At 44.3% G+C, this 14,928-nt stretch carries 12 protein-coding genes; all 12 read right to left on the bottom strand.

Annotated features, from left to right (window positions below; genetic code table 11):
- Positions 1-20: 20 nt before the first annotated feature.
- On the bottom strand, positions 21-1,019 hold the full coding sequence (tssG, locus tag DYB02_RS08290; protein ID WP_017448484.1) for a type VI secretion system baseplate subunit TssG: 999 nt from the start codon (positions 1,017-1,019) through the stop codon (positions 21-23).
- Positions 1,016-2,764, bottom strand: a complete 1,749-nt coding sequence (tssF, locus tag DYB02_RS08285; protein WP_015296672.1) for a type VI secretion system baseplate subunit TssF — start codon at positions 2,762-2,764, stop codon at positions 1,016-1,018. The genes tssG and tssF overlap by 4 nt, the downstream gene beginning before the upstream one ends.
- Before the next feature lie 10 nt (positions 2,765-2,774).
- The gene (tssE, locus tag DYB02_RS08280; RefSeq protein WP_005480585.1) at positions 2,775-3,185 is read right to left on the bottom strand and encodes a type VI secretion system baseplate subunit TssE; all 411 of its coding nucleotides are present in this window, start codon (positions 3,183-3,185) and stop codon (positions 2,775-2,777) included.
- A 61-nt stretch (positions 3,186-3,246) separates the two neighbouring features.
- Positions 3,247-4,722: a type VI secretion system contractile sheath large subunit gene (gene tssC / locus DYB02_RS08275; RefSeq protein ID WP_029805687.1), complete on the bottom strand. Its 1,476-nt coding sequence runs from the start codon at positions 4,720-4,722 to the stop codon at positions 3,247-3,249.
- Positions 4,723-4,730: 8 nt separating this feature from the next.
- Entirely contained in the window at positions 4,731-5,237 is a 507-nt protein-coding gene (tssB, locus tag DYB02_RS08270; protein WP_005480589.1) for a type VI secretion system contractile sheath small subunit, read from the bottom strand.
- Between the two features lie 26 nt (positions 5,238-5,263).
- Positions 5,264-6,838 carry a type VI secretion system protein TssA gene (gene tssA, locus DYB02_RS08265; protein ID WP_029805684.1) on the bottom strand — a complete coding sequence of 525 codons (1,575 nt, stop codon included), beginning with the start codon at positions 6,836-6,838 and terminating at the stop codon, positions 5,264-5,266.
- Entirely contained in the window at positions 6,838-8,841 is a 2,004-nt protein-coding gene (locus tag DYB02_RS08260) for a serine/threonine protein kinase (RefSeq protein ID WP_029805683.1), read from the bottom strand. The genes tssA and DYB02_RS08260 overlap by 1 nt, the downstream gene beginning before the upstream one ends.
- Before the next feature lie 234 nt (positions 8,842-9,075).
- Positions 9,076-10,020 carry a hypothetical protein gene (locus DYB02_RS08255; RefSeq protein ID WP_029805682.1) on the bottom strand — a complete coding sequence of 315 codons (945 nt, stop codon included), beginning with the start codon at positions 10,018-10,020 and terminating at the stop codon, positions 9,076-9,078.
- Positions 10,013-11,005, bottom strand: a complete 993-nt coding sequence (locus DYB02_RS08250; RefSeq protein ID WP_021823277.1) for a DUF2169 family type VI secretion system accessory protein — start codon at positions 11,003-11,005, stop codon at positions 10,013-10,015. Before DYB02_RS08250 ends, DYB02_RS08255 begins: the two co-directional genes overlap by 8 nt.
- Complete coding sequence (locus DYB02_RS08245) at positions 10,986-12,305, bottom strand: hypothetical protein (RefSeq protein ID WP_021823341.1); 1,320 nt, start codon at positions 12,303-12,305, stop codon at positions 10,986-10,988. Before DYB02_RS08245 ends, DYB02_RS08250 begins: the two co-directional genes overlap by 20 nt.
- Before the next feature lie 59 nt (positions 12,306-12,364).
- On the bottom strand, positions 12,365-12,850 hold the full coding sequence (locus DYB02_RS08240; RefSeq protein ID WP_029845772.1) for a hypothetical protein: 486 nt from the start codon (positions 12,848-12,850) through the stop codon (positions 12,365-12,367).
- Positions 12,850-14,928 (bottom strand): type VI secretion system Vgr family protein, encoded by a 2,079-nt coding sequence (locus DYB02_RS08235; RefSeq protein WP_025543290.1) that lies wholly within the window; start codon positions 14,926-14,928, stop codon positions 12,850-12,852. Before DYB02_RS08235 ends, DYB02_RS08240 begins: the two co-directional genes overlap by 1 nt.

The raw sequence follows: 14,928 nt of genomic DNA, 5'->3' as shown, positions 1-14,928 counted from the left end.
GGCTTTTTGGCCTACAGCATCTAAATGCTACCAATTACTCTGATCTTCACATCTTCATCTGTGGGATTGCCTAACCAAAATGTCTGCCCTAAGTTGTTCCCTTCTCCATTGCCAAGTTGGTTATTTGGAATACTGTCGAGATTAACTGTCAGTTTGAGATCCCAAGACATCGGGTCACGCAAGATGAATCTCATTAAACCAACCAACGTTTTATGCAACTCACCTTCGTAAGAAAACTGCTTAAATGTCTCGAAGTCAATGTCATCAATGCAAAGATTAAACTTACCATTTAAATCTGCGATACTCTGCCCTAAATGAAAGCTTTGACCTAATATGCAATTGGCTCGATTGAGTTTATTTCGTTGACTGTCTGCAATCTCCACACGGCGATAAACCCATTCTTCGATGCGAACGCTAGGAAGTGAGAAATAATGTGAAACGATACCTGAAATTAGCTTAGGAGAACGTGTACGTGTCGACAGTTGATTAACGTAAGACAGGACTTTTGCGCGGTCTAACTCTGCAACACCACAATCTTGCATAACACCTGATAAACCAGCTAAGTGCAGCATCCGTCCAGAAAAAGCGTCTGTCGCACCACTTTGGTACTGTACATGATAACGGTACTTCTTCCAGACACGATAGAGCAAACTGGTGTAGCGATTATGGAAGAAATCAAAGAAATCTTTTACCGGGTTGTCATCAGGTTCACGCCCAGTAAGTTTCTCCGTATAAGAGGCAGGCAATGGAGAGCTCGAACCATGCAAACCAAGGAAGTTCGTTTCGACTCGTGAATACTGCTGCCCATTTCGTTCCATATGAACGATAAATTCCATATCACTCTTAGGGAAGCATAGATTAGGCGACACGCTGAACTCAATTCGCTCCTGGTGAAAATATTTGTTCTCTCCCACGGCGACAAAGTTAGAGTTTGGTTCAAACTGGTAGTGCTTCTCGAGCAAAAGAACCGCTTGATAAAAACTAAACTCATTCGATTTTTCAGAAAGTGTATTAATCATAGAATCGTCTGCTGCCCGATTAAGCTTTTCCAGTTGTATACTTCACCGGTTGCCTCATCAAATACTTCTAGCTCGGTAAAGGAGTTTACACTCGAATACAAACGGATGAATTCGTTCAGTACCGTTGCCATCAGGAACATATCGCCTTCATTTACGAAGAACTTAGAGTTGGTTACTAGCTTGAACTGGTTACCACGCACAGACACGCCACGGAATACACGGTCAATTGGTTTCATCTCTGACGATATAATGCCATCGAGTCGGTGAATCGATGCTCGGTGAGCTTGTCTGTCAACACGAGAATGAAAGTCATAGGTCGAGAGCAGCACTTTTAATACATCAATGTTTGCCAAAGACAAATAATTGAGCGACATATTGGCAATCAACTGCCATTGAAGCTCGCCGTTTACCTGTGGGCTTACCGATTGTGTTGGCTTGGTGATGTTTTTAAATGTCGCATACGTTGGCGATTTGTGGGTCGCGTAAGTAATGTCGCCGACCGAAAGACGTTCGGCCAAATCAGCGTTACTGCATTGCAGTTTCATGAGTACGGTTTCCGTACCTAAATCCGCAATATCACCATTATGAGTGTGGAACGAGATATAGCGCTCTAACCCTCTTCCACTAACACGTTCTCCTACCTTCGACTTATAGAATTCTCGCTTGTCTCGTTGGTTGATTTGATGCTCGAACGATTCGAATTCGATTAACGGTTTACGGCGACGCTCGTCTTTGCTCCAACTCTCAACTTGCTCAATGGAATACACTTCATAGTGCTCTTGCGTATTACTTTGAGGACGGACTTTGTATTCGTTACGACGGTGCTCCAAACGAATTGGGTCGCCATCTTTTTCAAACAAATTCACCGCCGGCGTGCAGTGCAACCTTAGGTGCTTATCTTTAAGTACAACCTCTGACGGCAATGCGCGTTTAAAGTGAAATTTGATTTTCACTGTGCTTCGTTGTGGAATACCCTTTAGCCACTCCAAACCTGTAATGTCGAAGAACATAAACTTGTCTGGCAAAGAGAATAATTCTTGCAGCAAACGATAACCCGCGAATGAATTTTTGCTGTAAGGCAGAAGCGCTTCGTCTTCTTCATGCCCTACCGGCTTAACATATTCTGGCCCTAAACGATGTTTATAGCCGCCACCGACATCCAACTCCACGTAATCCAAGTAACGGAACAGCCAGAGGAAGACAGTGCGGGTAATATGAATCTCACCATGCAAGTGCAAACGCAACGTATCTAAACCAATTCGAGACAGCTCTAGGCCATGCTCCGTCGACAACGTCACATCAATCGCTGAACTGGTGCGGCTGTTGGTTTGTTCAATGTTGGTGATCGTGATTGGGTACAGATTCACATCGTAGCAAGTGCGGAAAAGACATTGCGTGCCCTCCACTTGCTCACTGGCCATTTCTGCGCCACGTTTTACCACCGTTTTCTCAGTAACACTTCCCGTATGGGGTTTTAGCTCACTGATGCACAAAGATGGAATTGAACGCATGTAATGCGGCCACAGCAAAGTCATCAGAGATTGCGTCAGTTCTGGCAGTTCGTCATCGATCTTCTCTCGAATACGTCCAGTCAGAAAAGCGAAACCTTCCAGCAATCGCTCTACATCTGGGTCGAATGTTCCTTCAGAGAGAAAGTGAGTTAACTTCGGATGATATTTGGCAAATTCACTACCCGATTCGCGCAAATATGTGAGTTCATCTTGAAAGTATTTACTATTGCTCAAGTGACACCTACTAAACGTTGAATTGGCCGTCGGTTCCCATGTAGACATCGATCGACATTGGAACTTTACCGCCGTTATGGGAAACTTCTCCGCGAATACCAAAACCGAGCTGTAATGGATTGTGGTGGTCTTCACGATAGTGAACTTCGACGTTAAGTAGCCGAGGTTCAAAGCGTTCTATGGTCGCTGTGATGTTCTTTTGGATGTGGCGAACGAGATTCGTATTATTAGACAGAACGTCATTAAAATCGGGCAAACCGTATTCACTATCGATCATCGCATTACCAGAATGCGTATTCAGCAAATCTGCAAGATGCAAATGAATAGATTCAATCAAGTGCTTGTGGGAGACCACTTTCTCGTAGCAGTTTTTTGGCTCACCCAGTTCAATCCGTTCTAAAAGACGATAACCTTTTTCCATGTTCGGTCCTACGAAAAAAGCAGCCAGTGAAGACTGGCTGCTTGATGGTTTCAGTAATGGGTTATTGGTCTAGTTTACCAACTAGAGACAAGTCGAAACTTGCGCCCATGTACTTGAAGTGAGGACGTACAGACATTGATACTTTGTACCAGCCTGGATCGCCTTCTACGTCTGATACCTCAACCTTAGCAGCACGTAGTGGACGACGACCACGGACTTCTGCTGGTGGGTTCTCTTGGTCAGAAACGTATTGACGGATCCACTTGTTCAATTCGATTTCTAGGTCAGAACGCTCTTTCCATGAACCGATTTGCTCACGTTGTAGCACTTTGATGTAGTGCGCTAGACGGTTGATAATGAACATGTATGGAAGCTGAGTACCCAGCTTGTAGTTCATCTCTGCTTGTTTGCCTTCTGGCGTGTTTGCAAACACTTTTGGTTTTTGAACAGAGTTTGCAGAGAAGAACGCCGCGTTGTCAGAACCTTTGCGCATCGTTAGAGCGATAAAGCCCTCTTCGGCTAGCTCGTATTCACGACGGTCAGATACCAAGATTTCTGTTGGGATCTTCGTTTCGATTTGGCCCATTGCTTCAAAGTTATAAACTGGCAAGTCATGAACCGAACCGCCACTTTGAGGACCAATGATATTTGGACACCAACGGTACTTAGCAAATGACTCACTGATCTTAGAAGCCATCGCGTACGCTGAGTTACCCCATAGGTAGTTATCATGGCTATCTGTTACGTGCTCGTCGTAGTCAAACGCCTTAATTGGGTTATCTTCGACAGAGTAAGGTGTACGTAACATAAAGCGAGACGTACATAGACCTAGGTAACGAGCATCTTCGTGTTCACGTAAGCCACGCCATTTCGTGTATTGTGGACCTTCGAAAACAGACTTCAAATCTTTTAGGTTTGGTAGCTCTTCGTAGCTATCCAGACCAAAGAACTTAGCCGATGCTGACGTTATGAAAGGTGCATGAGACATCGCGCCCACATTTGCCATGTATTCCATCAGCTTAATATCTGGAGAAGACGCTGACATGTTGTAGTCGCAGATTACCGCACCTACAGGTTTACCACCGAATTGGCCGTATTCGCGAGTGTAGATCTGCTTGTAAAGGCCAGACTTAACCACTTCCGGTGCATCTTCAAAATCATCAAGAACTTCGCCTTTCTTCGCTGAAATTAGTTCAATTTGAATGTTTTCACGGAAATCAGTGTGATCAACAAGATACTTCAGGCCACGCCAAGTTGACTCAATCGCTTGAACTTCTTCGTTGTGAAGAATCGCATCAACTTGCTTGGACAGTTTTTGGTCAATTTCAGAGATCATTAAGTCAACCAAAGATTGGTCTACTTTCTCTGTATTCGAGCTGCTCAGTAGCTCACTAATGAATGCTTCTACGCCACGTTTAGCAACATCAAAACCTTCATCACTTGGCTTTAAACGAGTTTCGTTAAGAATGCTATCCAGAAGTGAGCCTGATTCAACTAAGGCTGCTTCTTGTTCTGGAGCTTGTGCTTCTGCAGACATGATATCCCTTACTCTTCTTTCGCGTCTTGGTCGTTGCCAATGCTTAGTTCATCCAACAGTTTCTTTCTTGCTTCTTCGTCTTGAAGAACCGATGCAATCTTCTTACGGAACGCAGGTACGTTACCTAGAGGGCCTTTTAGTGCAACCAATGCTTCGCGAAGCTCAAGAAGACTGTTAAGTTCAGGTACACTTTTCGCGATCGCTTCCGGAGAGAAGTCCTTCATATTTTGGAACGTTAGGTCAACACCGATCTGTGCGCCTTCTTCATCAGATAAGCGGTTTTCAACATTTACTTTAACGTTTGGAGACATGCCTTCTAACACGTCATTAAAGTTGTCTTTATCGATGTTGATTGGGGTACGTTCTTCGATTGGCGTCTCATCTGCACGTGCAGTAAAGTCACCAACCACCATCATGCTCAGCGGCAGCTCAACGTCTTCTTGCGTATCACCAGTTGCTGGAACATAACGGATATTAATTCGCTCTTTAGGAGCCACCGAGCCGTCACGTGACATAATTAGTTCCTTATCTAACTCTTTAATTAGTCATAAATTGCTTTCCACTTTTCGTACTGTTCAGGCAAAAGATCCTTGTTTCTGAATAACTGATGCAGTGTTTTTCGAATCAGGTCTTCTAACTGTGACGATAAGTGGGGTTCCCAGCTCGCGAGATTAAACGCTTGTTGCACTTCCCAAGCTTTTTCAAGGTAAGGCAAACACAACGGGTATAATCCAACAGACTGGTAAGCTGCTATCAATTGTAAATGCAGCATAAACTGCCCACGTCCCGAGAAATCCAGTTCGAGTTTGTGTGCGAGTTCTGCGGCATACTCCCCTAAGTTGGCTAGGGTGATATCTTCCATTGGCAGTGAATCTTCATCTGTGATGACAATCGTTTGAACGACAGATTGAGCACTTGAAGAAGTTGCAGCTTGAGTCGATAACCAGCTCAACGTTGCTTCATCTGCAAATGGTATAGAATTCTTAAATGTGAGGAGTTCAATGCCCTCTAATGAATCGACAAAACGCTTCACTTCTTGCTTCACAGCGAGCGCTGCGTCATTAAAGCCTAGATTGTTTAACATCGAATAAACAAAGTAGTGACCCGTCAGCCAAAACGGAGCATCGGTTAACGTGCGCTCCAAACGCTTAACTGTATCAATGTCGCTTTCTTGAGAGGCTTTATCGCGGTACTCAGCCTGCTGATCAGACGACACAGCCAAACTCAATGGCGTTTCATTGCTTTGATGATCAGGAAGACCATCAATATCATCCCAAGTTAGGTGACGATAAATTCGGTAAGCTAGCGGCTCACTTGGATTCGCATGAATCATAACTTCCGCAACTTTCTTAAGTGTACGTTTAGAAGCGGTCGGCGATGAAAAATCCGTATCGACATCGACTTCTTTTGTTACTGTTTTCTTAACTGGTGCAGGTTTAGGAGCCGACGGAACCGCTTTTGCTACAACGGTTTGAACTTCACTTTGTGCCGGAGTTTCTACTGCTACAGGCTGTGAAGCCGTTAGCGGAGCTGTTTGTTCGATGGTAGCCATTGCAACATCGCTTTGCTCATCGACAGCCGCTTGTTGAGATAGCGCATTGAGTTGACTACGAATTTCAAAGAAGTCCGCTTCGGAGTCTTGGTAAATATCGTCGTACTGACGTTGGACTTCTTCGATAGTCGAAATACAACCTGAAACCAAATCCCATGACTGAGCGCTTTCTGCAAACCTGCTGCTCACCAATTTAAACTGATGGTTCAACCACTCTACCGCACCATCTCTACCCCGTTTCCGCGACGGGTACAGCTCAACGCCAAAACGATTTAACGCTTCACTAAGCAGCTTTAGACCTTGCTCGAAACCTTGCAGACCAAACTCTTCTGTAAGCGCGCGAACAAGGTAACAAATTGCTTTTAAATCTTTGCTGTGGTGTTCAAGAACTTCAGTGGCGTGCGTTTTTACGACACTCCAATCTACCGTTTCGCCAAACAAGGATCCGAACTTCTTCACTTCGGATTCCATCATTTCATAACAAAACTCGTAACGAGCATCTTCACCGACAGGATTTACGTCAGAGATAGGCGCAAGTAAACGTTCAATTTCAATCACAGACATTAACTTCTCTCCTCTGCTAGGTAATCTCTCAAGGCGCGTTCAATTGCAATTGCACCACGCGCAGGACGAGAAAGTTGATGACTTTTATCGATAGAGTCTGTGGCCATGCTTTCAAGCAGATCAGTAATTTCACCAAACTTTGTCGGCGCATTTCGCTCAAGGTCAGCCAGAGAATCGTGAAGTTTTTGTTTATCAAACACCGATTGCTCCGTCACAGTGCTAAACAGAATGTATTCGCTGCGAGCAACGATCAGGTCTTTCACCTTTTTGTTTAATTCTGGCGCATTTCCAAAGTACGTTTTAGCGGCTTTCGCTTCTTCTATGGCTTTGGTGTAGTAATGATCTTTTGCGTGCTGTTCAATAGAGTCGTTGATGTTCGCCATCACCTTGTTTGGCAGCACTTGGCTGTAAAAGTAAGCCTCTGATTGATTTAATAACCAAGCCGCTTTCATCTCTTCATCAGCCAACTTCGCTTCACCATCCAAGATCAAATTGGCGATTCGTTCATCTTTGCTTCCAGCAACAGCGGAGATTTTCATCGAGTTTACTGACGCTGTGTTTAATCCTGCCATAACTTGAGTCAGAGTCTTATCTGCGTATGGAAACAACGCACCATCATCAACGAGTTTTTCTCGTAATAAGACTAGCTCTTTGCGTAAATCCACCAACTGTTTTGGTAAGTCATCTGCCAAAGCTTGGTAAGACATTAATTGTGCTTGGTTTTGTTTATACAGCGCAGATAGTTTCATTTGCTGTACTTGATAAGCTTCTCGATATGGTGCTGTCGACACAACGTCTTTTTCCATATCATTAAGAGCCTTTTCAATAATCCAAGGAGGTTGAGCCAAAAAAGACGCCGTTTGTGCTGGTTTGATATTACTCACCAACGGTGTTTCGGTTTTAGAAATCGTAGGTTCCGATTCTACAATCGCTTTCCATTCTGGCTGGCTTTGTTGATAAAGGTAATGGCCCGTAATAGCTATAACACTCAATACCAAGCTCGCTTCAAGCACTTTAAAGCGGCCATAGCCCGCTTTGTCTTGAGGTCTACAATGAGTCAGCAGTAGATCCGCATTACGCAAACTACTAAAAATGGGCGCATTAGAATGAGAGTCGATGGATTGAGTATCAATACGGGCAAGTTGCTGAGCAAAAGAAATAGCTGTGTAGCCATGCCCTCTTGGGTTATTTATCACTTGCTTGAGCAGCTTCCAAATATGGTTCGGAATTAATGCAGGACGTTGGCGATCTTTTAATTGCTTGTGCCAAGCATCACCAAAGATCGCTCCTAAAAATAAGTGACCGCTAAGCAATGCAAGAGAATAAACGTCGTCTTGTGGCTCAGTTGTTCCCGTCTCGAGATAAAGTGGCGACGCGTAACTTAAACTCGCTTCCGCGTGAGATTCAATCTCACCGATATAACGAGCTGCACCAAAGTCGATAAGCTTGACGTAGTCACCTTCACTAACCAGAACATTCGACGGTTTGATATCAAGATGGCAAATACCTCGAGTGTGCATAAATTCTAGCGCACCTGCGAGTTGATAAACTAACCATGCAATATGATCATGACGAAAGCCTTTGGAAGAATAGCGTTCCATTTTTTCCGCTAGTGATTCGCCTTGAATCCACTCATACATTAAATATGGTCGTTCAAACTCGTTGCCGAACTTAATAAAGTCCGCAACACTTGGATGCTGAGAAAGTTCTAATCTGCTTGCCTCATTCACCAACATTTTGTTTGCGACTTCTGGGGCGTCTTCATTGACGACTTTGCAGCAAATTTGTTTTTCTGGTTGGCCTTTTTTTGCGAGGTGGTAAACCGTCGTTCTACCATTTTTAGATGGCAACGTGTCTAATACATCAAATTGTGAAAAAAGAACGTACTCAAGCTTTGGCTTATTTTTCTGCGCCAATCTTTGCTCGTTCAGTTTCTTTTTCTCAATGGCTTTAACAACCAACTGATCAATGTATCCTTTGGCTGCACCCTGAATATCAGACACTTTGCACTCTTTTATGGAACAAATATTATTAGACCGAAATAATATTTGCTGAAACATCCTTGTTTCAAGGGTAGTATTTAAAACGAACAGTAAGCCTATTATTTTAGTTATAATTACTAAGTTATTAGACTCTTTGACTTACGCTTTCACTACCTGAATTACGTTGTTTTAGAAATTAAAATTTCAACAACGTAATATGACTTCATTTTCATTATATATTTCGACAAAGAATGATTAGCACGCTAGTAATTGAAGTAGCGCTTTATCCCCCCCGAAGTCAAACATCAGCAGCGTTACGGGCTGGTTAAAGTGATGATATTTAACCGCAAATGCTCCAAGAGCAAGAGATGAACAGTTTCCCATCGTCCCCCATAACTCGTTGATAAGCAAAGGTTGTTCTGGGTTAATAAATCGCTCAGCTTTGGCACCCAGCGCGAAACCGTAATCTTCACTGTGCGCGCGCAGGTTCGTCATGTCAGAATACACTTCACCGAAAGCAGTAAGCTTTTTACTCGCACGCTGTACAAGACGATACATACCTCTTCGGTCTGAAGTGTTCAGTTCTGTATCGATATAACCAAGTTGCGCTAAAGGCTTAAGTTTGAGTGTTTCTACGGTATTTCTTCGGCAAAGAATGAGGCCCGCGCCACCCTCACTTGGAATAACACCCCATGGATTATTGGTACTCATTACCATAGTATCGTCGATGAGTTCTTGTATTCTGTTGACCATAGAATCGACGCTAATACACATCATGGCATCGTATTTATCCAACGACTTCATGGCTTGTAGCACGAAGCTAGGGCCACTAGCGTGAACTGCTTCGACCACAGAAAGAAAGTCAGAATAGTCACTTTCACCGAGCCATTCTTGCATCTTCACTAATGAAATTGTCGTAGGCACAGCAATAAGTAATGGAATCGGCTTCAAAGAACGAGGCAGCTGTGTCAAAAGCGAATCCAATAAATTTGCCGTTAACTCACAGGTTTTTTCGAACAAATCACTTTCTTTTGTGTATTCAATTTTGGCAAAGGTGAAACGCTCAATTCCGTCCTCGCCAACTACTTGGTCGAATCTGGCTAAGTCAGCATTTGCTACACTGGTAGCAATATCCAAGTTCATGCCAGTAGGCGTCATCACTTCCATTCCCAGCACGTAACGACCTGCTGAATTATGCATGTTCGCTTACCTCTTCCACTTTCTTAATAGACGTCGACACCAATAAATGCTCTTTGCTCTGGCAAGGAAATGCAGCTGTGTAACTAATTGATATGGTTTTCTTTTCAGCATCAACAAATAAAGTGTACATCGCCATGTCAACTGGATAACTGCCGTCTTTGAACGTCGCGATTGCGCGGTACTTTTCTTTGGGAATGCGGAATGAAATCGTGTCATCATGACAGAAACCACTCATCATCAAGCGCTCCCCACCTTTAAGAAAGCCTTTGCATTGTTGATCAGCAGGCGCACTTTGAAAGAAACGTCGATCAAAATCCAATGGAAGCATAGGCTTGCGGTTCTCAATCCATTCTTCGTCAAACGTACCAGCCAATGTTTGGCGAGCCTCAAAGAATGGAGGAACAGGTCCAAAGCCAGCCACTCTTAGATTTTTCGATGTAGAGCTCCATTCTTCTTTTGGATAGAACACAGAAGGCACTTTCTGCTCAAGCAGTTCTTTGTTCGAATCCGCCACACCACCACCAATTCGGTTACGTAAATCACCACCAATTGCGCAGGTGTAATCGATATCCTTTTCAATAAAAGGCACAGGTTTGCTCAATGTGACGCTGCCGCCATGCTCAACCCATACGCGTTCACCGTGAACGGCGAGAGTTTTATCGATATGACCATCAATCAGCACACGACATTCTTGGTATGTCACTGGCTTTTTCGCGTAGCTGCGAGCTTTGCCGTAGACAAGCACATCCGTATTGTTTTTGGTATAAGCGAACTCTTGGTCGACCTTCATCGCAGAGAAACCTTCTTCGCCCAAATACTGGGGATCGTCGAAGATTTCGCTGTCACCCAATTCGTGCCAAACCTCACCGTCGAATTGCCATGTGCGTTTCGCAACCACAACCCAAACTTCATCACCGTTTTCGTCACGTTGAAAACGGCCTTTAATCGATAGCTCTGGGTACGCTTCAATATCCCATAACTGCATTGCTATTCCTTAAATTGAATCGTTCACTCGCAGAAGGTGCGGCCTTTAGATTATTGAAATTCCAATCTTGTTGGTAAACTGGCATCGCCATGTCCCAAGGCACGTAGGCGCGAGATTGAATGCAAATTTGTCGCCATAGCCAATCTCGAAACAAGACATCGACGTTGGCATCTTGCATCGCTGCTAAAGTAGATTCGAAGCTCAATGCGTAGCCCAAGCGGCTCGGTAGGTTTTGGATATATTTTTCATCTTCCACCCACTCATTGAGCAGATCGACGATCTCTTCCCATTCATACTCGACACCAACACCTTGAGGAGTCAGGGGAAGAAGCTTTCCGTAAACCACATACAAAGCTTGAATCCAAATTTCGCCCTCATCCTCTTCCAGTGTTTCCAAGTGCTCGATGATTTCTGGCACTAACTTCCAATCGCCACTCAGAGCAAAATCAACGGGAGCTAATGAAGAGGAGATATCAAACGCTTCAAACTCTTTGATCTCCAATAGCTTTGCAAAGGTCAACACTTGTGCAGAAGGCAAACCGCTCGGCTCGATACCAAAACACTGACGGAACCATGTGCCTCTGTCACGTTTAGTGATCAAACGTTCAAACAGATATTGTTCAGTATTTACATTATCATTAATCCATTCAATCCCCTCTTCCACATCTTGCAATGCCAGTAGAGGTAGCGCGATATTAGAACGAATAATTTCGGCCTTGTGCCAACGTTTAATCAACGCAACACTCAATGCCTGGCGGACACGTAAGTATTCAAAGTAAAACGTACTGGATTTCGCTTTGCCCTCAATGAGCTCCGACATCACGCTATCCATGTTTTCAACTGGCGATTGCGTAACAATGACCATCGCGGTTTGAGCGTCTAACTCTTCGAGTAAACTTAATCCACACAAGAGGTTATCGAACTCAGAACCGAGCTCTTTTTGTAGCGTGAGCCAAGCATAGATTTCTGGTTCTCGACCTCTTAATTGATGAATCAGACCTGGAGCTAATCGATAGAATGACAAGTACACTTGCTTGAGCTCTTCAATTTGGCGTTCGATCAATTTCAGGTAATCCAGTTCACGGCTCGGATAACCACGTTTATGAAGTTGAACACGCTGCCTGATCAAAAAACCGAGGCTCTCAGAAGTGATAGCCAGCTTTTCGTTGCAGAAGTCCAGCCATGTATCTGGCAATTGGGAAAGGTCTTTAACAGCACGTTCAGCTTTGGCCAACGCACCTTCGACTTCTTGATTGGTTATGGGTGCCTTTAGGTGCTCGACACCAATTCTTTGTCGCATCTACTTATCCGTTGTTAGCGCGCGATAACGCGATAGCAATTAGTTAACACTGATAGTCATCAGTTAATTGCGATCGTTCCGCCTTGAATTTTTTGTGCTTTTTCTGCTTGAGAAGTAACGTACTTCGCTTTAGTTGTAATACGGCCATCACGCCCGCTGTAGCGAGTTTCTGTCTCACCACTTTTGACGATCAGTTCTTGCTCCGTCTCAATGACCATCTTCTTCGCCCGCAATACAAACTCATCAGAGTCATCCAGAATGGAGAAAAAAATGTCCGTCACAAGGGGCAAGCTTAAGTCGTCGCTCAAAAATTCGATTCGACAATTTAATCGATTGTCGATAGCCATTTGCAATTCAGAGCGGCGAAAGCCACGCCCTAACCTTGCGGTAAGTGGTTGGTTAAATGGGTTGCCATCAAAATCAACGCGAACACTGCCCGTTGACTCGTTAATGGCGACTATGGTTCCAAAACGCGAAAAGCAAGCCGATGTTTCGGCTTGCTGTTTCGTGATGGTTTCTTTAATAAGAGTTTGTTTTTCCATCATTAGTTAATCGCTACGTTACCACCTTTCACGACGACTTTATCACTGCCTTCAATGGTGATTGAAGACCCTGAGAGCTTGATTGAACCATCACTGTTCATCACTAAAGAAGAACCGCCTGTTTTCAGTACAATCTTGTCACCACTGATGATCTGTGTCGCGCCATCGGCTTTGTAAGATGTATTGCCTTTTACCGATACGGTTAAGTTGCCACCCACTGTTTGGTTATCATCGGCACCAATGTCCGAGCTTTTTGATGCACCAACAGTTAAGTTACTGTTTTCACCCACATCCAAGTCATCGTTCTTGCCGATCTTTGTTGTGCGGTTATCACCAATTTCCAAATCAGAATTGTTCTTCACATATTGGGTTTCGTTGGCGTTGTATGTAACGGTAACGTCTTGCTCTACTGTCTCGGTAAAAGTGCTGTTTACTTGGGTTGTTTTGTGGCCATCAATGGTTTCTTTATGATCACCATGGACTTCGTTCGTCTGATGACGCGCAACCTTTAAGAACTCATCCTGACCGATATCTCGGTAACGATTGTTGAGAACTTTGGTCGACATGTCTTTTTGAGCATGAATGTAGACTTCTTCTTGGTTCGCTTCGTCTTCAAAACTCAGTTCGTTGTAGCCGGTGCCTTTGTGCGTTTGCGTACGGAACGTAGTACGAGTTTTATTCTCAGGCAACGAGTACGGAGGGAAGTGAAGACCGTTATAAACTGCGCCAGTCACCAATGGGCGATCTGGGTCGCCTTCAAGGAAGGTGACTACGACTTCATGACCAATACGTGGCAAGTAAACCGCGCCCCACGTTGGAGCAGCCATTGATTGACTCACACGAATCCAGCAACTTGCATGTTCATCGTTGTTACCATAGCGATCCCAATGGAACTGAACCTTAATTCGTCCTAGTTTATCGGTGTAGATCTCCTCCCCTGCAGGACCAACTACAACCGCAGTTTGCGGACCATCCACTACTGGAGCCGCCAACTTGGGCGCTTTGAATACAACATCACGTGGAATACACGTGAACTGGTTGTAGTAAGTAGTTGGCATGCCACTCGCTTCGTCTTCGTGCACTTGTGGGTCTTGCCCTGTGTGCATGACGGATAACATGATGTAATCACGGTTGATTTCAGAGCGAGGATGGTCACTGATGTTAAAGCTGTAACCAGACGCCAAACGCATCACATCACTGCTCGCTTCTACTTGCTGATTATCGACAATGTGCTCAAACATCCACTCAGTGGTTCTCACCTGCCCCATTACAGGATCAACATAACGTCCAGGATAATCAAACTGCTTTAAATCTTGGTCCAGATCACCTGCATGAGTCATCTCTTGCGGGATCTTTGGCTGCTCGTAATTGTAGTCAGTGTAAGTAACCTGACCCGTTCTGACACGGTTAACTAACTCGAGATCGGAGATATGCTCACGGTCAGCAACACCCCCACTATCGGCATGATATACGATCGGCCCAATATAAGATGCATTGAGAGGAGAGCTAACCAGTGGAGCAATGGCATCGTTACTATCGACAATGACCATTGTGTGGTTTGAATCGGTGTGGTCGAAATAGTACCACATACCGTGTTCTGCCATCATACGCTGAACAAAGTGTAGGTCTGACTCACGGTATTGCAGTGCGTACTCCTTTGGTGGATAAATACCAGACAATTCAAAACGATAGTCGGTCACTGAACCATCATCAAGCACCTCTGTAATTATATCTTTCGCTGATTTTTGTTGGAAAATACGACAGTCTTGGCGTTGTGATAAGAACCAAGCCTGCGGAACCAAAACTAACTGATAGCGAGAGAAGCGACGGCCTGTACCCAAATAACGAACTTCGTTCACCACACCATTGAATATGCGTGCCGCGCTTAAGCCTTGTCCATAAAGAGTCAGTGTACCTGCTTTTCGTATTAACGAATCAAAAGAGATATCTGGATCAAGTGAAAGTAATGAGAGACTGATGTGAAAAGGTTTCGAAAGCTCTTCATTTACTTGAAAGCTTTCTACTCGAAACTCGTGCCCACACCCTGGCACTTCAAATTTAAATTCTACGTCATTCACCAT

The organism is Vibrio parahaemolyticus (genome assembly GCF_900460535.1).
Taxonomy (GTDB): domain Bacteria; phylum Pseudomonadota; class Gammaproteobacteria; order Enterobacterales; family Vibrionaceae; genus Vibrio; species Vibrio parahaemolyticus.
The sequence above is the reverse complement of the archived record's forward strand: the minus strand, read 5'-3'. Positions and strand labels throughout refer to the sequence as shown.

Excerpts from the sequence above, each read along its gene's own strand:
- tssG (WP_017448484.1), bottom strand. The coding sequence starts at position 1,019 with ATGATTAATACACTTTCTGAAAAATCGAATGAGTTTAGTTTTTATCAA.
- tssE (WP_005480585.1), bottom strand. The coding sequence starts at position 3,185 with ATGGAAAAAGGTTATCGTCTTTTAGAACGGATTGAACTGGGTGAGCCA.
- tssC (WP_029805687.1), bottom strand. The coding sequence starts at position 4,722 with ATGTCTGCAGAAGCACAAGCTCCAGAACAAGAAGCAGCCTTAGTTGAA.
- tssB (WP_005480589.1), bottom strand. The coding sequence starts at position 5,237 with ATGTCACGTGACGGCTCGGTGGCTCCTAAAGAGCGAATTAATATCCGT.
- tssA (WP_029805684.1), bottom strand. The coding sequence starts at position 6,838 with ATGTCTGTGATTGAAATTGAACGTTTACTTGCGCCTATCTCTGACGTA.
- DYB02_RS08255 (WP_029805682.1), bottom strand. The coding sequence starts at position 10,020 with ATGCATAATTCAGCAGGTCGTTACGTGCTGGGAATGGAAGTGATGACG.
- DYB02_RS08250 (WP_021823277.1), bottom strand. The coding sequence starts at position 11,005 with ATGCAGTTATGGGATATTGAAGCGTACCCAGAGCTATCGATTAAAGGC.
- DYB02_RS08245 (WP_021823341.1), bottom strand. The coding sequence starts at position 12,305 with ATGCGACAAAGAATTGGTGTCGAGCACCTAAAGGCACCCATAACCAAT.
- DYB02_RS08240 (WP_029845772.1), bottom strand. The coding sequence starts at position 12,850 with ATGATGGAAAAACAAACTCTTATTAAAGAAACCATCACGAAACAGCAA.
- DYB02_RS08235 (WP_025543290.1), bottom strand. The coding sequence starts at position 14,928 with ATGGTGAATGACGTAGAATTTAAATTTGAAGTGCCAGGGTGTGGGCAC.